Here is an 18,478-nt window from a genome sequence, read left to right as displayed (position 1 = left end):
GGCCGTTCGCCGACGAGCGGCCCTGGCCGCCGCCGCGACCGTCGCCGCGCCCGCCCTGGCCGCGGCCGTCGTCGCTGCGCTGGCCACGCGGACGGCCGTGGTCGCGGCCGCCGTCCTGGCGCTGGCCGCGGCCCTCGCCCGAACGCTGGTGGCTGCGGCCGCCGTCCTGGCCCCGCCCGCCGGGTCCACGCCCGCCGCCGCCGTCGCCGCGCGGCTGGCGCTTGCCCTGCTGGCGGTTGACGCCCGGGCCCTTCTCGCCCGGCGCGGCGACCCGCAGCCCGGCGGCCTCCAGCTCCTGGTGCAGCTGCAGGTCGCGGCCCATCACGCCCATGTCCAGCTGCTCCTCCGGCTCGACGAAGGTCAGGCCGATGCCGCTGGCGCCGGCGCGACCGGTGCGGCCGACGCGGTGGACGTAGGTCTCGTGGTCGACCGGGATGTCGTACTGGAAGACGTGGGTGACGCCCTCGACGTCGAGCCCGCGGGCGGCGACGTCGGTCGCGACCAGCGTCGTCACGTGGCCCTGCTCGAACGCCTCCAGCGCGCGCCGGCGCTGGGCCTGCGAGCGGTTGCCGTGGAGCGCGACCGCCTCGAGGTCGTTCTGCTTCAGCTTGCGGACGAGCTTGTCGGCGCCGAACTTCGTCTTCACGAAGACGACCGCCAGGCCGCGCTCGGCGTCGTGCAGCTCCTCGACCAGGTGGTCGAGCTTGTCGTCGCGGGTGACGCGGCGGAAGTGGTGGACGATCTTGCCCTGGTCCTGCTTCGGCGGCGCGTACTCGATCAGCTTCGGGTTCTGCGTGTAGGCGCGGGCGATCTCGCCGACGCGGCCGTCGAGGGTCGCCGACAGGAAGAGGGTCTGGCGCTCGCGGCGGGTCTGGGCCACGATCCGCTTGACCGCCGGCTGGAAGCCCATGTCGAGCATCCGGTCGGCCTCGTCGAGGACCAGCATCCGGACGTCGCCGAGGCTGAAGGCGCCGCGGGCCAGCAGGTCCTCGAGCCGGCCCGGGGTGGCGACGAGGATGTGCGAGCGGGAAGCGGCGCGCGACTGCTTCTCCAGCCCGGCACCGCCGTAGACGGCGGTGATCGCCAGCGCGCGGGCGTGGGCCAGGTCGCGCAGCTCGTCGACGATCTGGGTCGCCAGCTCGCGGGTCGGCACCAGCACCAGCGCGCTCGGGCGCGGGTCGGTGGCCTCGATCCCGTCGACCAGCGTCAGGCCGAAGGCGATCGTCTTGCCCGAGCCGGTGGGCGAGGACACCAGCACGTCGCGACCGGCGAGCGCGTCCGGGAGCACCAGCTCCTGGACGGCGAACGGCGACGTCATGCCGCGCTCGTCGAGCGCGGTGACGACGGCGTTGGATACGCCGAGCGCGGCGAAGGTGACAGCGGACATCGATCTCCTCGGGGAGGTTGGGCGAACCACGGGGGCCGGCCGGGGGAGCGCTCAGCTTCCGGCCGCGATCGTGGCCGTCCCGGTGAGGAGCGGCGCGTCGCGCGTGGAGAGAACGCGGGAACGTGGTGGGCGCGGTGCGACGGCGCGAACGCGCCGGCGACCGGAGCCACCGTCGATCAATGGTACGGAACGCAACCATCTCGTGCGTGACGAGGGCCACGGAGCGGCCCGCGGCTCAGTCGCCGGCGGTCTGGGGGACCTCGCCGCCGCCGGTCGCGTCGCCGGCCCGGTCGCGGACGGCGGCGACCCGCTGGGTCAGCGGCTTGGCCACCGACTCCAGCGAGCGGCGCTCGGCGTCGACCCCGAGCAGCGCCGCCACCAGTCCCGCCCCGACCATCAGCACCGCGCCGACCACGTAGCCGAGGAACATCTGCTCGACGTCGCCGGTCTCGGCCAGGGCGCCGAACAGCAGCGGGCCGATCGCCCCGCCGAGCCCGGTCCCGATCGCGAAGAAGAGCGCGATCGCCATCGCCCGGGTCTCCATCGGGAAGACCTCGCTGACCGTCAGGTAGGCCGAGGACGCGCCGGCCGAGGCGAAGAAGAAGACCACCGACCAGATCGCGGTCTGCGAGGTCGCGTTCAGCACCTCGGCCCGGAACAGCAGCCCGGAGACGAGCAGCAGCACGCCCGCGATCAGGTAGGTGGCGGCGATCATCCGCCGCCGTCCGATGCTGTCGAAGAGCGGCCCGAGCAGCAGCGGGCCGAGCAGGTTGCCGAGCGCGAACGGCACCAGGTAGAGCCCGGTGTCGGAGGAGCTGACGTCGAAGAAGGTGGTCAGGACCGTGGCGTAGGTGAAGAGGACCGCGTTGTAGAGGAACGCCTGGCCGACGAACAGCGACAGCCCGAGCACGGTCCGCCGCGGCTGCCAGGTGAGGATCGTGCGGGCGACCTCGACGAACGGCACCGTCTCGTGGCGCTCGATCTCGACCGCCGGCCCGTCCGGCTCGGGCAGCGGCCGGCCCTGCTCGCGCTCGATCCGCTGCTCGACCTCGGCGACGATCCGCTCGGCCTCCTCGCCGCGACCGTGGAGGAACAGCCAGCGCGGGCTCTCGGGGACGTTGCGCCGCACGAGCAGGATCACCAGCCCGAGCACCGCGCCGAGCCCGAAGGCCAGCCGCCAGCCGACGTCGGCGGCGAACAGGTCGGTGTTCAGCAGCAGCTCGCCGAGCAGCGCCGCGACCGCCGCGCCGCCCCAGTAGGAGCCGTTGATCGACAGGTCGACGCGGCCGCGGACCCGGGCCGGGATCAGCTCGTCGATCGCCGAGTTGATCGCCGCGTACTCGCCGCCGATCCCCGCCCCGGTGAAGAAGCGGCAGATCGCGAACCACAGGAAGCTGCCGGAGAAGGCGGTCAGGACGGTGGCGGCCAGGTAGACGCCGAGGGTCACGAGGAACAGCCGCTTGCGGCCGAAGAGGTCGGTCAGGCGGCCGAAGACGAGCGCCCCGACGCAGGCGCCGACGACGTAGATCGTGCCCGCGACCCCGGTCTGGCTGGCGGTCAGGTGGAGGCCCGAGCCGGGTTCCTCCAGGCGGCCGCCGATCGCGCCGACGATCGTCACCTCGAGCCCGTCGAGGATCCAGACCGTCCCCAGCCCGACGATCACCATCCAGTGCCAGCGTGACCACGGCAGCCGGTCGAGGCGGGCCGGGACGAGGGTGCGGACGGGCTCTTCGGCGGGGGTGCTCACGGGATCGCACCGGCCCCACGCGGGCGCGGCGTGCAGCGCCCGTACCCGCAAGTTGGCGACGCCAAGCGCCACGTTGGGCGGTGGGCTGCGGACACCGCGCCCCGCCGAGGCGACCCGTTACGGTCGAGGGGTGGCGCTGATTCCGACGTTGACCACCGTGCTGGCGCAGACCTCGGGCACGAGCGCGGCCGACAAGGCGGCCGAGGTCGCCCGGCGGGCCGAGAAGCGGCTCAACCGCACCTGCGGCGAGGACGGAGCCAGCTGGCAGGCTGATCTCTGCCGTTCGATCTGGGACGGGCGGCCCGGCCAGACCGGCAACAAGCTCGCCGCCGAGACCGTCCACTGGCTGACGACCGGCTTCCTCTCGATCCTCCTGATCTTCGTCGTCGCCTGGATCGTCAACCGGCTGGCGCGCCGCTGCATCGTCAAGCTCGGCCGCCGGGTCGGGGCCGGCGGCAAGCTCTCGCGCGGGCTCTCGGCCGTCCGCCGGATCACCCCCGACGCGCTGCTGGAGACCCGCGAGATCAGCGTCCGCGGCGAGCAGCGGCGGGAGGCGGTGCTGGGGATCCTCAAGAGCGTCGTCACCGGCCTGATCTACGCGACGGCGATCTTCATGGCCCTGGGCGAGATCGGGATCGACCTGGCCCCGCTGCTGGCCGGCGCCGGCGTGCTCGGCGTCGCGCTCGGCTTCGGTGCCCAGACGCTGGTCGGCGACTTCCTCTCCGGCGTCTTCATCCTGGTCGAGGACCAGTACGGCGTCGGCGACGAGGTGACGTTCCGGCCGAAGTCGGCGGCCGGCGAGCCGGTGACCGGGACGGTCGAGGCGCTGAGCCTGCGCAACACCCGGCTGCGGGCGCTCGACGGGACCGTCTGGCACGTGCCGAACGGCGAGCTGCGCGCGGTCGGCAACCAGAGCCAGCACTGGTCGCGGGCGGTGCTCGACATCGCCGTCGCGCACGGGGCCGACATCGCGAAGGCGAAGGCGACGATCGCGCGGGTCGCCGAGCAGGTCCGCGAGCACGACGCCAGCGTGCTGGAGCCGCCCGAGGTCTGGGGCGTCCAGGCGTTGAACCCGAACGGCGTCACGATCCGGCTGGTGCTGAAGACGACGCCCTCGCAGCAGTGGCGCGTGACCCGCCTGGTCCGCGAGCGGATCCTGCAGCAGTTCGCCGCCGAGGGGATCCCGCTGCCGGTCTCCTCGCCGCCCGCCGGCGAGGCGCTGCCCTCGGTCTAGCGCTTGCCGGCCGGGTTCCCGACCGCCTTCGCCCAGCGGTCGAGGTCGGGCTTCGGGTCGCGCGGCTTGCCGCCGGTGTACCAGCCCGGCTTGGTCCACAGCTCGAAGTGCAGGTGGCAGCCGTCGGCGTTGCCGGTGTCGCCGACCTGGCCGATCGGGTCGCCGGCCTTGACCGCCGTCCCCTCCTTCAGCGGCGAGCGGGCCTTCATGTGCATGTAGGCCTGGTCCTCGCCGGTCGGCGTGCCGGTGATCACGAGGTAGTTGCCGGCGGCCGACTGGACCTGGTTGTGGGCGACCTTGCCGGCCGACGCGGCGACCAGCGGGGTGCCGCAGGCGGCGAAGGCGTCGACGCCCTGGTGGCCGCCGCCGCGCTCGCCGAAGAAGGTGCCGGCGTCGCCCCAGTGCCAGCGGCCCTGGATCGGGAAGGTGTAGCCGTCGTCGCCGACCTTGGCGGCCGAGCCGCCGCCGGCCCCGCCACCGGCCTCGGTCGCGCCGGGCGGCGCGGGGGCGGTCTGGCGCAGGGTCCGCGACTCGGCGGGCGAGAGGACGCCGTCGGCCCGCATCGCCGCGGTCCGCTCCCACTGCTGGACCCGGCTGCGGACGGCGGCGGTGTACTTGCCGTGGGTCGGGACCCGGATCCCGCTGTCGATCAGCAGCCGCTGGATCGCGCGGACGTCGGTGCCGGTCGCGCCCAGCCGCAGGGTCCGCGAGGCGAACCGCTTCTCGGTCCGCTTCGGGTGCGCCCGCTTGCGCATCGCGATCCGCTGGGCGCTGTCGGCGACGCCGTCGACCGGCAGCCCCTCCTCGTGCTCGTAGCGGCGCAGCATCAGCTCGGTCGCGGGACCGAACTTGCCGTCGCGGGCGACCGGCAGGCCGACCTGCCAGAGGGTGTTCTGGAGCGCCATCACCTTGCTGCCCGAGTCGCCGAGGGCGAGGTCGGAGGCGCGCTTCTTGACCGCCGGTGCGCTGGCTGGCGCGTCGTCGCTGGGGACCGGATCCGCGCTGGCGACCGCCGGGGTCGCCGCGAGGGCCACGCAGACCGCTGAGGCGGCGAGGGCGCGGAACGGCGCAGGGACGTGGGCGGTCTGTCGTTGCACGGGCAGGCCTCCGGGTCTCGGTCGGAAAGCGAGATCGTCGAACCCGACCCTCGCTCGCGGCGGCACGCGGCGACGACGGACCGTTCGACGACGGTTCGGGTCGACACCCTACCCGTCTGACCCGCGGATCGCGATCAGCGACCGATCGCGGCGGGTGGCGCCTGTAGCGTCCGGGGCGTGACCGGAGCACGAGCATGAGCGGCCGCCGCGGCCCGCTCGCGGGGCGCCTGAAGCGCGCGGCCGGCTGGCCGGCGCGGCGGCTGCTGGACCCGCGCGTGGACTGGGCCGTCAACCAGATCGACGACCGGCTGGGCTCGCAGCGCGACACCCGCCCGACCGTCCACGAACGGCTCGACGGGCTCGAAGGCCGGCTCGACGCGCTCGAGCAGCTGGAGCGCTCGGTGCTGCACGCCGTCGGTCACGCGGTCGGCCCGGAGAACGAGCTCGAGGTCGGCCTCGAGCGGCTGGGCCCGGCGGCCGCGGCGCTGCTCAACTGGGCCAACGGACCGCACGGCTTCGCCGCCCAGGCGGGGCTCTGGTTCAACCCGCCGGCGCCGGTCGAGCACCGCGAGGGCGCGGTCGACCTGCTCCACGTCAACGAGCGGATCGTCGAGCAGCCGTGGGTCTTCGGCGCGGTCGCGGCGGCGACCGGCGGGCGGCCGGCGCGGCTGCTCGACCTCGGTGGCGGCGAAAGCACCGTCGGCGTCTCGCTGGCGTCGCTCGGCCACCGGGTGACGCTGGTCGATCCCCGTGGCCTGCGGCTGGCGCACCCGAACCTGACCGTCCGCGGCGAGCGGCTGGAGCAGACCCCGGACGACGCCGGGCCGTTTGACGCCGCGGTGGTGCTGTCGGCGGTCGAGCACTTCGGGCTCGAGCACTACGGCACCCCGCGCGGCGTCGAGCGGGCCGACCTCGAGGCGCTGGCCCGGGTCCGCGAGCTGGTCCGGCCTGGCGGCGCGCTGATCCTGACCGTGCCGATCGGGGCCCCGTCGGTCGACGGCTTCCAGCGGGTCTACGACCGCGCCGGCGTCGCCGAGCTGACGGCCGGCTGGACGGTCGACGAGCGGACGATCGTCCGCCAGCAGGACCGGCTGACCTGGGTCCGCGAGCCGGACGACGCGGGCGACGACCAGCGCCGCGGGGTGGCGCTGGTCCGCGCCCACCGCGACTGATCGGCGCCGCCCGATCGCCGCCCCGTCGATCGGCGGAGCGGCGGGACCCCCGACCGGCCGCCGCCGCTCAGGCCGGGCCGCCGAGCCGCGGCGCCGGCCACGGCTCGCGGACCGCGCAGCCGGCGGCGGTCCAGGCGTCGATCAGCGTCCGCGCCGTCGCGGGATCGGCCGGTCGCAGCGCGACGACCGCCCCACCGCTGCCGGCGAAGTTGACCGCCGCGCCGTGGTCGCGGGCGATCTCCGCCAGTCGGCGGTGGCGGGGGGAGGGGTCGATCACCCGCAGCCGGGCGTCGAGCGTGGCGTCGACCGCCCGGCCGAGCGCGTCGCGGTCGCCGGCGGCCAGCGCCGCCACGAAGTCGTCGGCGGCCGCGGCGGCGTCGGCCATCGCCGCCGCCACCGCCCGGTCGCCCCGCTGCCGCCGGGCCCGCAGGTCACCGTGGACGGCCCCCGACGACTCGCCGGCGGCGGGATCCCAGGCCAGCAGCAGCGGCGGCAGCCGGCCCGGGTCGAGCCGCCGCCAGCGGCCGACGGCGCCGTCGCAGACGTGCGCCGGGGCGACGTCCAGGGCCACCAGCCCGCCGCAGGCCAGCGCGACCCGGTCCTGGAGCCCGGCGGCGATCCCCAGCTCGACCGTCTCGCTCTCCAGCGCCACCCGCACCAGCGCGCGGTCGTCGAGCGGCAGCGCCCAGTGGTTGCGCAGCGCCCGCAGCGCGGCGACGACGATCGCGCTCGACCCGGCCAGGCCGACCTGGCGCGGCACGGTGGTGGTCGCGGTCAGCCGCACGCCGGCGGCCGGCTGCGGCCGTCCCCGCTCCTCGAGCCACCGCAGCAGCCGTGCGGTCGCCGCGGTCAGCAGCCGCCCGAGCGGCTGCGGGTGGTCGTGGCCGTCGCGCTCGCAGCGGGCCAGCAGCGCGGCCGGCGAGCGGTGGACGACGTGGCCGTCGCCGCAGGCGATCCCCGTCGCCGGCTCCGCGGTCGCGATCGCCCCGAAGTCCGCCAGCGCCAGCGCGACCACCCGGCCGCCGTGGCCGTCCGAGGGGTTGCCGGCGAGCGCCGCGCGGGCCGGGGCGCGGCCGACCGCGGTCACGGCGCGGCCAGCCGCTGCCGCAGGTGGGCGCCGATCGCGGCGCCGTGCTCGGGGTCGGCCAGCGCCGCGTCGATGCACGCCCGCCACCAGCCGTCGAGCGTGCCGGCGTCGCGCCGCTGCTCGCCCGGCAGCAGCGGCACCGCCACCACCGGGGCGCCGTCGCGGACCAGCCGGTCGAGGGCGTCGGTCAGCTGGACCTCGCCGCCGCGGCCGGGCGGCGTCTCGCGCAGGGCCCGCACCAGCGACGGCCCGGCGGCGTAGCGGGCGGCGACCACCAGCCGCGAGGGCGCGCGTTCGGGGTCGGGCTTCTCGACCAGCCCGGCGAGCGGGATCGGCGCCGCCACCGCCACCCCCTGCTCGGCGGCACGGGCGGCGTCGGCGCCGGCCGCGGTCGGGGCGACCACCCCGTAGGCGCCGACGTGGTCGGCCGCGACCGCCTCGACCGCGACCGCCGCCGCGGCGCCGTCGGCGATCGCCCGTCCCAGCCGCCGGACCAGCGCCCCGTCGGCCGGCAGCAGCGCGTCGCCGAGCGCGATCGCGAACGGCTCGTCGCCGCACCACGGCGCGGCCCGCAGGATCGCGTCGCCGAGCCCGCGCGGCTGCGGCTGGCGGACGGCGGCCAGCGCCGGCCAGTCGCCGTGCTCCTGCGCCCGCGCCTCCAGGTGGTCCTCCAGCGCGTGCTTGCCGGTCGCGGTCACGATCGTCACGTGCTCGACGCCGGCCGCGGCCAGCTCGCCGACGACGTGCTCGACCACCGGCAGCCGGCCGACCGGCAGCAGCTCCTTCGGGACCGCCACGCTCAGCGGTCGCATCCGGGTTCCGCGGCCGCCGGCGGGCACGATCGCGTGGCGCAGCGGCGGCGCCGGGGACGGGGGCGGGACCGACATCGCGCGATCCTCCCACGGCGCCTCGGTCGCGATGTTGCGTTCGTGGGGCGGCGCCTTCCACGCGCGTGAACCTGCGCGCCGCCGACGTCGCGTGGACGGCGCCGAAAACGGCCCCAGCGGGTCCGGCCGATCGGGTACGGTGCCCGGCCATGAGTGAGGCGGTCGCCACTCAGGGCGCCCCCGTCGCCGACGGCGACGAGCAGCGGCGGCTCCGCGACCGGCCGCTCCTGATCACCGCCGCGGCGATCGTCGCGGTCTCGCTGGCGCTGATCATCGGCGAGGGGCTCCACGGCTGGGGTCAGGCGTCGGTCAACGGGCTGGTCTCCGGCAGCTACGTGGCGCTCGGCGCCGTCGGCCTGACGCTGGTCTACGGCACGCTCAAGCTGACCAACTTCGCCCACGGCGACATGCTCACCTTCGGCGCCTACGCGGCGCTGCTGGGCAAGGTCACGCTCGGCCTGCCGTTCATCGCCGCGGTCGCCTTCGGGCTGGCGGCGAGCGCGATCCTCGGGCTGCTGTTCGAGCTCGGGATGTGGCGGCCGATGCGCCGCAAGGGCGCCGGTGCCTTCCAGCTGATGCTGATGTCGCTGGGGCTGGCGTTCGTGCTCCGCTACGGGATCCAGTTCATCGCCGGGACCGAGAACAAGAACTACGGGATCGACACCACGGCGGTGGTCGAGATCCTCGACCTGCGGCTGGCGCGGGTCGAGCTGATCGTGATGATCGTCGGCGTGGTGCTGATCCTGGCGACGGCGGTGATCCTGGCCCGGACCACGCTCGGCCGCCAGATGCGGGCGCTCTCCGACAACAGCGCGCTGGCCGAGACGACCGGGATCGACACCGCCCGGATCGTCTCCGTCACCTGGCTGTTCGCCGCCGGCGCCGCCGGCCTGGCCGGGGTGCTGGCCGCGATGGCCGCCAACTCCTTCACCCCCGAGTTCGGCTTCCGGCTGCTGCTGTCGCTGTTCGCGGCGGTGATCCTGGGCGGGATCGGCAACGCCTACGGGGCGCTGGTCGGCGGGCTGCTGATCGGCCTGGTCCAGGAGTGGTCGACGCTGCTGGTCGACGCCAACTGGAAGATCGCGATCGGCTTCGCGGTCCTGATCCTGATGCTGATCGTCCGGCCCCAGGGCATCTTCGGCACGGCGGGACGGGTGTAGGCGATGCACGAGCTGCTGCCGCTCGCGATCTCGTTCGACTTCTTCAACGGCGCCGACTTCTGGATCGGCGTCGGCCTGCTGGCCGGGATCTACACGATCCTGACGCTCGGCCTGCAGCTGAACGTCGGCTTCACCGGGATCCAGAACTTCGGCCAGATCGGCTTCGCTGCGATCGGCGCCTACGTGATGGCGCTGCTCGTCTCCGACGCCGACTGGAACTTCTGGGTCGCGATCCCGGTCGCGATCGGGTTCGCCGTCTGCGTCGCGGTGGTGCTCGGCGTGATCACGCTGCGATTGCGGGCCGACTTCTTCGCGATCGCCACGATCGCCTTCAGCGAGATCGTCCGCTACATCGCCCAGAACGCCCGCGGCCTGACCCACGGCAACCAGGGCGTGCAGGACTACGTCGCGACCTGGCGCAGCTTCTCGCGCGACGTCCGCCACGACGTCCTCGACGGGATCGGGATGGGCGGGGTCGAGTTCAACCAGATGCCGCTGCTGATCGTCACCTGGATCGCCGCGCTGCTGCTCCTGCTGCTGCTCCGGCACCTGACGAAGTCGCCGTGGGGCCGGGTCCTGCGGGCGATCCGCGAGGACGAGGACGCCGCCCGCGCGATGGGCAAGAACACGCTCCGGTTCAAGCTCCAGTCGCTGGCGATCGCCGCCGCCGTCGGCGCCTTCGCCGGGATCCTGCTGGCGCTCCAGACCCCGAACGTCGCGCCCGACAACTACCTGCCGCTCTACACGTTCATCGGCTACGCGGTCCTGATCCTCGGCGGCCTGACCAGCTGGTGGGGGGTCGCGGTCGGGGCGCTGATCGTCCAGTTCGTGCTCGAGGCGACGCGCCTGATCGACTTCGGCCTCAGCGAGTCGCAGACCTCGTCGATGCGGTTCATCATCGTCGGGCTGGTGATCATCCTGCTGGTCGCGTTCCGGCCCCAGGGCGTCTTCGGCAAGCGCGAGGAGATGGTGCTCGGTGACTGAGCCGACGCCGACGCCGTCCGGCGGCCCGGTGCTGCTGCAGGTGACCGACGTGGTCAAGCACTTCCGCGGGATCCGGGCGGTCGACGGCGCCACCTTCGGCGTCCGCGAGGGCACGATCACGTCGCTGATCGGGCCCAACGGCGCCGGCAAGTCGTCGCTCTTCAACGCGGTCACCGGCTTCTACCCGCCCGACCGCGGGGCGGTCGAGTTCGCCGGCCGCTCGATCTTCCGCAAGCCGCCCTACGCGGTCGCGCGGGCCGGGATCGCCCGCACCTTCCAGCTGACCCGGGCGCTGACCGCGATGCCGGTGATCGACAACATGCTGCTGGCGGCGCCGGCCCAGCGCGGCGAGCGGCTGGTCGGGGCGCTGCTGCCGTTCGGCACCCGCGCGCGGGAGAAGGAGCTGCGCGAGCGGGCGCTCGAGCTGCTGGCGCTGTTCCGGCTCGACGGCAAGGCCGACGACTACGCCGGCACCCTCTCGGGCGGCCAGCGCAAGCTGCTGGAGTTCGCCCGCGCGCTGATGACCGAGCCGCGGATGGTGCTGCTCGACGAGCCGATGGCCGGCGTCAACCCGAGCCTCGGCCGCGAGCTGCTGGCCTACATGCAGCGGCTGCGGACCGAGCGCGGGATGACCTTCCTCTTCGTCGAGCACGACCTGGAGGCGGTGATGGCCAACTCCGACCAGGTGGTGGTGATGGCCCAGGGCCGCGTGATCGCCGACGGCACCCCCGACGAGGTCCGCCAGGATCAGCGGGTGATCGACGCCTACCTCGGCGGGGCAGGGGGGACCTGATGGCCGACGAGCCGCTGCTGCGCGTGCACGAGGTCGTCGCCGGCTACCTGCCCGGCGTCGACATCCTGCGCGGGACCTCGATCTACGTCGACCCGGGCGAGATCGTCACGATCGTGGGCCCCAACGGGGCCGGCAAGTCGACGCTGCTGAAGTCGGTCTTCGGGCTGCTGAAGCCGCGCGCGGGCGACGTCCGCCTGCGCGGCGAGTCGATCGCCGGCCTCGCCCCGCACAGCGTCTGCCGGCTGGGCTGCACCTTCGTGCCCCAGACCGACAACGTCTTCCCGTCGATGACCGTCGAGGAGAACCTGGAGCTGGGCGCGCTCTCGAACCGCGAGGTCGACGTCCGCGAGCGGGTCGAGCGGATGTACTCGCTGTTCCCGCGGCTCGGCGAGCGGCGGCGGCAGCTGGCGGGCACGATGTCCGGCGGCGAGCGGCAGATGGTCGCGATGGCCCGGGCGCTGGTGCCCGATCCGGAGATGATGCTGCTCGACGAGCCCTCGGCCGGCCTCGCGCCGCGCTTCGTCGAGGCGATCTTCGAGCGGGTGGTCGAGATCAACCGCTCCGGCGTCACGATCCTGATGGTCGAGCAGAACGCCAAGCGGGCGCTGGCGATGAGCACCCGCGGCTACGTCCTCGACCTCGGCCAGCAGCGGTTCGAGGGGCCGGGGGAGGAGCTGCTCCACGACCCGAAGGTCGCCGAGCTGTACCTGGGCGGCGCCCGCGCCGACCGGCTCGAGGACCCGGCGACCGCACCGCTGCCCGGCGACCACGCCGAGTAGCGCCGGCGCTCCCGTCCCGGAACGACGACGGGCCCCGGGACGGCGTCCCGAGGCCCGCGAGCCGGCGTCCGCGCCGACCGTGGTCACGGCCGGCGCGAGCGCGGAGCGTCAGCCGCCGATCTGGACCGTGTCGGTCACCTTCAGGTCGGCGCCGTCGTAGGTGTAGATGTCGTAGCTGCCCGCGGTCGGGTCGCCGGCGTCATCGAAGTCGATCGGCCCCGAGGCGCCGTCGTAGTCGATGTCCTTGCCCGCCCGCAGGTCCTTGACCGCGGCGGCCAGCTGACCGGGACCGTACTTCGTGCCCGGCGCGCCGGAGACGGCCTTCAGCTGGTCCTTGATCGCCGAGCCCTCCTTCGAGCCGGCGGCGATCGCGGCCAGGCCGCAGAGCACGTGGGCGTCGAAGTTCTGGGCCGCGAACGTCGGCGGCTCGCCCGAGGGCGAGAGCGACGAGGCGCCGTAGAGGTCGGCGAAGGTCTTGGCGCCGGCCGTCTTCGGATCCGCCGCCGGGCGGGTGCCGTTGGAGCCGTCGATCGCCGCCACCGGGATGTTCTGCTTCTTCAGCTCCTTGGCGCCGCCGGCGACCGCCAGGCCATCGGTGTACCAGGCCTTCTTGGCGTCCCACTTGCCGGTCCGGACCAGCGCCGGGGCGACCTTGGCGAAGGTCTCCGGGAAGTCGACGATCACGTAGGCGTCGTCGCTGCCGTTGCCGGCGATCTTGCCCGCCTCGGAGTTGTACGAGGGCTGGTTGGGGTCGTAGAGGACGGTGCCGGTGACCGAGCCGCCGGCCTTCTCCCACTCGCCCTTGAGGGCCTTGGCGATGCCCTCGCCGTAGGCGTCGTTGCGGGCGCCGATCGAGATCTTCTTGCCGCTGGCGCCGCCGAGCTTCTGCCCGATCGCGTCCGACAGCACCTTGCCCTGGCGGGCGTCGGAGATCGCCGTCCGCCAGACGTAGCCCTCGTCCTCGAGCCCGGTCAGCTCGGGGCTGGTCGAGGCCGGCGAGATCAGCGGCACCTCGTTGTCGACCGCGATCCCGTTGCCGAGCGCGAGCGTGTTGGCCGAGGCGTAGGCGCCGACCAGGCAGGTGGCGCCGTCGTTGGTCAGCTTGCTCGCGGCCTGCGGCGCGGAGGTCGGCTTCGACTCGTCGTCGGCGGCGACGTTCTTGATCGTGATCCCGCTGACGCCCGCCTCCTTGAGCGCGGCGGTCAGCTGCTGGACGGCGATCTTGCCGGCCTTGTCGCCGCCCGGGCCGTAGGTGTTGAGGTCGCCGGTCAGCGGCACGATGTCGCCGATCGTCAGGTCGAAGGAAGCGTCGGCGGCATCGCCGCCGCCTCCGCCGCCACCACCACTACTGCCCTTGTCGTCGTCGCCGCACGCGGCGAGGCCCGTGGCCAGCACCGCGGTCATGCCCGCGGCCAACCACCTGCTTCGGAGACGGTTCACTGGTGCTCCCCTCCTGTGTGGGGTCGGTGGACGGATCGCCCCAGCGCGATCCAGGTCCGTGGCTATCCCTATCCGGCCCGGCCGTCGAACGCAAGCGGCGACGCGCCCACCCGCGGCGGCCCCGCCCTCCGACGAACGTCCGTGCTGCTCGTCACACGGCTACGATGGCGTCAAGGTGCGGGGGGTGATGGGACACACGTCGTCGCCATGGTCGGCGATCGCGGTCGTGGGTCAGCGGATACCCCTGCGGGTCCTGCAGCTGGTCGCCGGCCTGGTCGCGCTCGCGGGCGTGATGGCGATCGCGCACGCGATCGAGGGCGGGACCACGACCGACGTCGGGCTCCGCCTCGCCGAGACGGTGCTGGCCGCCGTGGCGCTCGTCGGGACCCTCCACCGCGCCCGCCGGACGCCGCCGGGCGCGCTCCGGGCCGGCTGGATCAGCCTCGGCGGGGCGGCGGTCGCCGCGCTGGTGACGACCGCCGCGGTGACGGTCGACCCGCAGGAGCCGGCGCGGCTCGGGGCGCCCTCGTTCTTCGACGTGCCGTCGCTGCTGGTGGCGCCGCTGGCGATCGTCGGCGCGCTGCTCTTCGCCCGCCCGCCGCGCGACCGCGCCCAGGCCGGCCGGATCCTGCTCGACGGGATCGCGATCGGCTGCGCCACCGGCCTCGTCGGCTGGTACCTGGTGCTGCGGCCGTTCGTCGACGCGGGGGTCGAGACGACCCCCTCGCGCGGGCTCGCGCTGGCCTACCTCGGCTGCGACGCCGCGGCGATGGCGCTCGGCCTGCTGGCGCTGCTGCGGGCCCGCCGCTCGCTGCGCTGGACGGTCGCCGGCGCGGTCGTCGCGCTCGGGCTGCTGCTCGTCTCCGACGTCGCCCGCGGGTTCGCGTTCCTGCCCGGCTACGCGGCGCCCGACGCGGTGACCGAGATCGGCTGGGTGCTGGCGCTGGCGATCTTCGCGCTGGCGGTCTGGATCGCGCCCGGGGCCGAGCGCCGCCACGGCCGCAGCGCCCCGCGCGGCTGGCTCTGGTGGCTGACGCTGCCCTACCTGTTCCTGATGCCGGTCGCCGGCGTGCTGCTGGTGGCGGCGGTCCGCGGCGACGCCGACGTGCCGATGGTCGCGGGGGCGGCGGTGATCATCGCCGTGCTCGGCTTCCGGCACGTGATGGCGCTGCACGAGAACGCCGGCCTGACCCACCGGCTGGCGACCTCGGTCCGCGAGCTGGAGCACCGGGCCGAGCACGACGAGCTGACCGGCCTGCTCAACCGCAGCGGCCTGATCGGCGGCCTCGACCGGCTCCGCGACGGCCACGGCGAGGGTGCCCCGGTGGCGCTGTTCTTCGTCGACGTCGACCGCTTCAAGGGGATCAACGACACCCTCGGCCACACCGTCGGCGACGCGGTCCTGCGGGCGATCGGCGAGCGGCTGCGCTACGCCACCGGCCGCGACGGCCTGGCGGCGCGGTTCGCGGGCGACGAGTTCGTGCTGGTGCTGACCGACGTCGGCTCCTCGGCCGAGGCGCTCGCGCGGGCCCAGGACGCGCTCGACCTGGTCGAGCGTCCGATCCCGCTCAGCGACGGCGGCGAGGTCGTCGTGACCGCCTCGGCCGGGGTCGCGATCAGCGACCGGCTCGGCGACGGCGAGTCGATCGTGCGCGAGGCCGACCTGGCGATGTTCGAGGCCAAGCAGGGCGGCCGGGCCCGGATCCAGCTGTTCGAGGAGGGCCTCCGCGAGCGCAGCCTCGACCGGGTCCGGATCGAGCAGGAGCTGCGGCGGGCACTCTACCGCCGGGGCGAGTTCGAGGTCCACCTGCAGCCGCTGGTGGCGCTGGAGAGCGACCGCCTGTGGGGCGCCGAGGCGCTGGTCCGCTGGCGCCATCCCGAGCACGGGATCCTGCTGCCGGGGCGGTTCCTGTCGGTCGCCGAGGAGAGCGGCCTGATCGTGCCGCTCGGCTACCTGGTCCTGAGCGAGGCCTGCGCCGCGGCCGCCGCGGTCCCGGGGATGGTCGTCTCGGTCAACCTCTCGCCGCGCCAGATCCACGACCCGGGCCTGGTCCCGACCGTCGCCGACAACCTCGCCCTCCACGGCCTGCCCGCCGAGCGGCTGTGCCTGGAGGTGACCGAGGACGTGCTGGTCGACGACCGCACGATCGGCGTGCTCGAGGACCTGCGGGCGCTCGGCACCCGGGTCGCGATCGACGACTTCGGGGTCGGCGCCTCGTCGCTCAAGCAGCTGCGGCGGATCCCCGGCGCGCTGGTGAAGATCGACCGCTCGTTCGTGATGGGGATCGACAGCGACGAGGGCCACGACGATCGGGTGATGGTCAAGGCGCTGGTGACCGTCGCCGAGCAGCTGGGCCTGGAGGTCGTCGCCGAGGGGATCGAGCGCCAGGAGCAGCTGGAGGCGGTGCTGGAGCTCGGCGCCAGCATCGGCCAGGGCTGGCTGCTGGGCCATCCCCAGCGGGCGGCGGCGTTCGTGACCGCGGCCGGCTCGCGGCCGCTGGTCCGCCGCGGGCCGCGGCGGGCCTGATCGCCCGGCCGGCGGGTCGGCCGGCGGCGACCGGGTGACGGGCTGTCAGCCGGTGCTAGGTTCGCGCCATGAGCAGCGAGTCGCGCACCGACGTCCTCCTGATCGGCGGAGGGATCGCCGCGGCCTCGGCCGCGCGGGCCCTGCGCGAGGGCGGCTTCGAGGGCAGCGTCGTGCTCGCCACCCGCGAGCTGGACGCGCCCTACCACCGCCCGCCGGGGTCGAAGGAGCACCTGCGCGGCGAGCAGGACCAGGCCGAGGCGCTGATCCTGCCCGAGGGCTGGTGGGCGGAGAACGACGTCGACCTGCGGCTGCGGACCGGGGTGCTGTCGCTCGACGCCGAGGCGAAGGTCGCCAAGCTCCAGAGCAAGGAGGAGCTGGCCTTCGACCGCGCGCTGGTCGCGACCGGGGCGATGGTCCGGCGGCTGGCCGTCGACGGCGCCGGGCTGGAGGGCATCCACTACCTGCGCTCGCTGCGCAACTCCGACGCGATCCGCGGCGATCTGGCCGAGGCCTCCGAGGCCGAGTCCGACGGCCGCCCGCGGGTGGTCCTGGTCGGCGGCAGCTACATCGGCTGCGAGGTCGCGGCCAGCCTGACCGCCACCGGCACCCCGGCGACGATCCTGATGCAGGAGTCCGAGCCGCTGGAGCGGACCTTCGGGACCGAGATCGGCCGCTGGGTGCGGGCGCGGCTGGAGGCCGGCGGGGTCGAGGTCCGCGGCAACGTCGACGTGGTCGGCTTCCGCAACGGCGACGGCGGCCAGGACGAGGGCCGGGTGGCCGCGGTCGAGCTGGCCGGCGGCGCCACCGTCGCGGCCGACATCGTCGTCGCCGGCGTCGGCGCCCAGCCGGACGTGATGCTGGCCAAGCGGGCCGGGCTGACCCTCGGCGACAGCGGCGGCGTCCGCTGCGACGACCGGCTGCGGACCTCGGCGGCCGGGATCTGGGCCGCCGGCGACGTCTGCGAGTACGACTCGGTGCTGCACGGCGACCGGGTCCGGATCGAGCACGAGGAGGCCGCGGCCGCCCAGGGCGCCTACGTCGGCCGCCAGTGGCTGGGCGAGGACGCGCCGTTCGCCGAGGTCCCCTACTTCTTCAGCGACCTGGCCGACTGGGTCAGCTTCGAGTCGCTGGGGCCGGCGCGGCGCTGGGACCGGACGCTGCTCCAGGGCAGCCTGGCGGAGGACCGCTTCGCCGTCTGGTTCCTGGAGGGCGACCGCGCGCGCGGCTACGCCACCTTCAACGGCGGCGGCGACCTCGACGTGGCGCGGGCGATCCTGGCCGCCGGCGAGCCGGTCGACGACGCGCAGCTGGCGGGCTGAGGCCCGGCCCCGGAACGACGACGGGCCCCTGGTCGGGGCCCGTTCTCGTGCTGCTCCCGCGCGGCGGGAGCGGGCGGATCAGACGTCGGTGACGACGACGTCGGCGTCGTCGGGACGCTCGCCGCGGGCGTAGGCCTGGTTCTCGGCCCGCTCGCCGGCGACCTGCGACAGCGCGTAGATGATCGGGACCATCGCGAAGCCCGGGATGATCACGAACCAGAGCAGGATCAGCCAGATCGTGTAGGTGGTCCCACTGGTGGCGGCGAGGACGCTCATGACGGCGCGAGCATATCCGACGCTCGGGCGGGAAGGCGGCTCGGGCCCGGGTCACTCCGACCGCGCTGGTAGGCTTTCACGACCGTGATCTTCACGACCAAGGCCGAGTACGGGGTGCGCTTGATGGTGCGCCTGGGGGAGCTCCCGGGCGACGAGCCCGTCTCCCTCAAGACGGTCGCCGACACCGAGCGGCTGCCGCTGGCCTACCTGGAGCGGATCGTGGCCCTGCTGCGCCGGGCCGGGCTGGTCGAGAGCACCCGCGGCGCGCACGGCGGCTACCGGCTGGCGCGTCCGGCGGCGGAGATCCGGATGGACGAGGTGATCGTCGCGCTCGAGGGCGCGGTGGCGCCGATGTCCTGCTTCGTCGACGATCGCGAAGGCGACCGGGTGCTCTGCTCGCACCTCGACGACGACGGCAGCGGCTGCGCGACCAAGCTGCTGTGGACCCGCGTCCAGGGCGGCGTCTTCGGCGCCCTCCAGCGGACGACGCTGGCCGAGCTGGTGCGCTTCCAGGCGCCCGGCGACGGCGAGCCGGCGGCGCTCGACGTCCGCAGCTCGCCGGCCGCCTCGGCGGTCTGAGCGGCCCCGG

General features: G+C 74.7%; 16 protein-coding genes. 9 read left to right on the top strand and 7 right to left on the bottom strand.

Annotated features, from left to right (window positions below; all coding sequences use genetic code 11):
• The coding region (locus SH587_RS10145) for a DEAD/DEAH box helicase (RefSeq protein ID WP_320670485.1) at window positions 1-1,387 on the bottom strand (1,387 nt) is incomplete at its 3' end.
• Between the two features lie 235 nt (window positions 1,388-1,622).
• Entirely contained in the window at window positions 1,623-3,134 is a 1,512-nt protein-coding gene (locus tag SH587_RS10140) for an MFS transporter (RefSeq protein WP_320670484.1), read from the bottom strand.
• 130 nt (window positions 3,135-3,264) lie between these two features.
• Between SH587_RS10140 and SH587_RS10135 the strand changes: the two genes are divergently transcribed.
• Window positions 3,265-4,368: a mechanosensitive ion channel family protein gene (locus SH587_RS10135; protein WP_320670483.1), complete on the top strand. Its 1,104-nt coding sequence runs from the start codon at window positions 3,265-3,267 to the stop codon at window positions 4,366-4,368.
• Here the strand turns inward: SH587_RS10135 and SH587_RS10130 are convergent.
• On the bottom strand, window positions 4,365-5,465 hold the full coding sequence (locus SH587_RS10130; RefSeq protein WP_320670482.1) for a peptidoglycan DD-metalloendopeptidase family protein: 1,101 nt from the start codon (window positions 5,463-5,465) through the stop codon (window positions 4,365-4,367). The two genes, SH587_RS10135 and SH587_RS10130, sit on opposite strands and share 4 nt — an antisense overlap.
• A 194-nt stretch (window positions 5,466-5,659) precedes the next feature.
• Between SH587_RS10130 and SH587_RS10125 the strand changes: the two genes are divergently transcribed.
• Window positions 5,660-6,637, top strand: coding sequence for a class I SAM-dependent methyltransferase (locus SH587_RS10125; RefSeq protein ID WP_320670481.1), 978 nt, complete (start codon window positions 5,660-5,662; stop codon window positions 6,635-6,637).
• Window positions 6,638-6,704: 67 nt separating this feature from the next.
• On the opposite strand, the gene SH587_RS10120 is transcribed toward SH587_RS10125, so the two are convergent.
• Together SH587_RS10120 and SH587_RS10115 are read right to left on the bottom strand one after the other, a co-directional pair.
• Complete coding sequence (locus tag SH587_RS10120; protein ID WP_320670480.1) at window positions 6,705-7,724, bottom strand: mevalonate kinase family protein; 1,020 nt, start codon at window positions 7,722-7,724, stop codon at window positions 6,705-6,707.
• On the bottom strand, window positions 7,721-8,611 hold the full coding sequence (locus SH587_RS10115) for a sugar phosphate nucleotidyltransferase (RefSeq protein ID WP_320670479.1): 891 nt from the start codon (window positions 8,609-8,611) through the stop codon (window positions 7,721-7,723). Before SH587_RS10115 ends, SH587_RS10120 begins: the two co-directional genes overlap by 4 nt.
• Window positions 8,612-8,760: 149 nt before the next feature.
• Between SH587_RS10115 and SH587_RS10110 the strand changes: the two genes are divergently transcribed.
• From SH587_RS10110 to SH587_RS10095, 4 genes are read left to right on the top strand one after another with little or no spacing between them, the layout of a single operon-like run.
• Window positions 8,761-9,771, top strand: coding sequence for a branched-chain amino acid ABC transporter permease (locus SH587_RS10110; protein WP_320670478.1), 1,011 nt, complete (start codon window positions 8,761-8,763; stop codon window positions 9,769-9,771).
• A 3-nt stretch (window positions 9,772-9,774) separates the two neighbouring features.
• The gene (locus SH587_RS10105) at window positions 9,775-10,755 is read left to right on the top strand and encodes a branched-chain amino acid ABC transporter permease (RefSeq protein WP_320670477.1); all 981 of its coding nucleotides are present in this window, start codon (window positions 9,775-9,777) and stop codon (window positions 10,753-10,755) included.
• Window positions 10,748-11,548 (top strand): ABC transporter ATP-binding protein, encoded by an 801-nt coding sequence (locus SH587_RS10100; protein WP_320670476.1) that lies wholly within the window; start codon window positions 10,748-10,750, stop codon window positions 11,546-11,548. The genes SH587_RS10105 and SH587_RS10100 overlap by 8 nt, the downstream gene beginning before the upstream one ends.
• Window positions 11,548-12,327 carry an ABC transporter ATP-binding protein gene (locus SH587_RS10095; protein WP_320670475.1) on the top strand — a complete coding sequence of 260 codons (780 nt, stop codon included), beginning with the start codon at window positions 11,548-11,550 and terminating at the stop codon, window positions 12,325-12,327. Before SH587_RS10100 ends, SH587_RS10095 begins: the two co-directional genes overlap by 1 nt.
• A 108-nt stretch (window positions 12,328-12,435) precedes the next feature.
• On the opposite strand, the gene SH587_RS10090 is transcribed toward SH587_RS10095, so the two are convergent.
• Window positions 12,436-13,731, bottom strand: coding sequence for an ABC transporter substrate-binding protein (locus tag SH587_RS10090; protein WP_320670474.1), 1,296 nt, complete (start codon window positions 13,729-13,731; stop codon window positions 12,436-12,438).
• Window positions 13,732-13,954: 223 nt separating this feature from the next.
• Here SH587_RS10090 and SH587_RS10085 point away from each other — a divergent pair, with 223 nt between their 5' ends.
• Window positions 13,955-16,294 carry a putative bifunctional diguanylate cyclase/phosphodiesterase gene (locus SH587_RS10085; RefSeq protein WP_320670473.1) on the top strand — a complete coding sequence of 780 codons (2,340 nt, stop codon included), beginning with the start codon at window positions 13,955-13,957 and terminating at the stop codon, window positions 16,292-16,294.
• Between the two features lie 68 nt (window positions 16,295-16,362).
• Window positions 16,363-17,613 carry an NAD(P)/FAD-dependent oxidoreductase gene (locus SH587_RS10080; protein WP_320670472.1) on the top strand — a complete coding sequence of 417 codons (1,251 nt, stop codon included), beginning with the start codon at window positions 16,363-16,365 and terminating at the stop codon, window positions 17,611-17,613.
• 78 nt (window positions 17,614-17,691) lie between these two features.
• Here SH587_RS10080 and SH587_RS10075 read toward each other — a convergent pair whose 3' ends face one another.
• A complete protein-coding gene (locus tag SH587_RS10075; RefSeq protein WP_320670471.1) occupies window positions 17,692-17,889 on the bottom strand; it encodes a hypothetical protein in 198 nt (65 codons plus the stop codon).
• Between the two features lie 84 nt (window positions 17,890-17,973).
• On the opposite strand from SH587_RS10075, the gene SH587_RS10070 reads away from it, so the two are divergent.
• A complete protein-coding gene (locus SH587_RS10070; protein WP_320670470.1) occupies window positions 17,974-18,468 on the top strand; it encodes an RrF2 family transcriptional regulator in 495 nt (164 codons plus the stop codon).
• Window positions 18,469-18,478: the final 10 nt, after the last annotated feature.

Origin of the sequence: Patulibacter defluvii (assembly GCF_034096925.1) — a bacterium.
In the GTDB taxonomy this organism is placed as follows: domain Bacteria; phylum Actinomycetota; class Thermoleophilia; order Solirubrobacterales; family Solirubrobacteraceae; genus Patulibacter; species Patulibacter defluvii.
The sequence above is the reverse complement of the archived record's forward strand: the minus strand, read 5'-3'. Positions and strand labels throughout refer to the sequence as shown.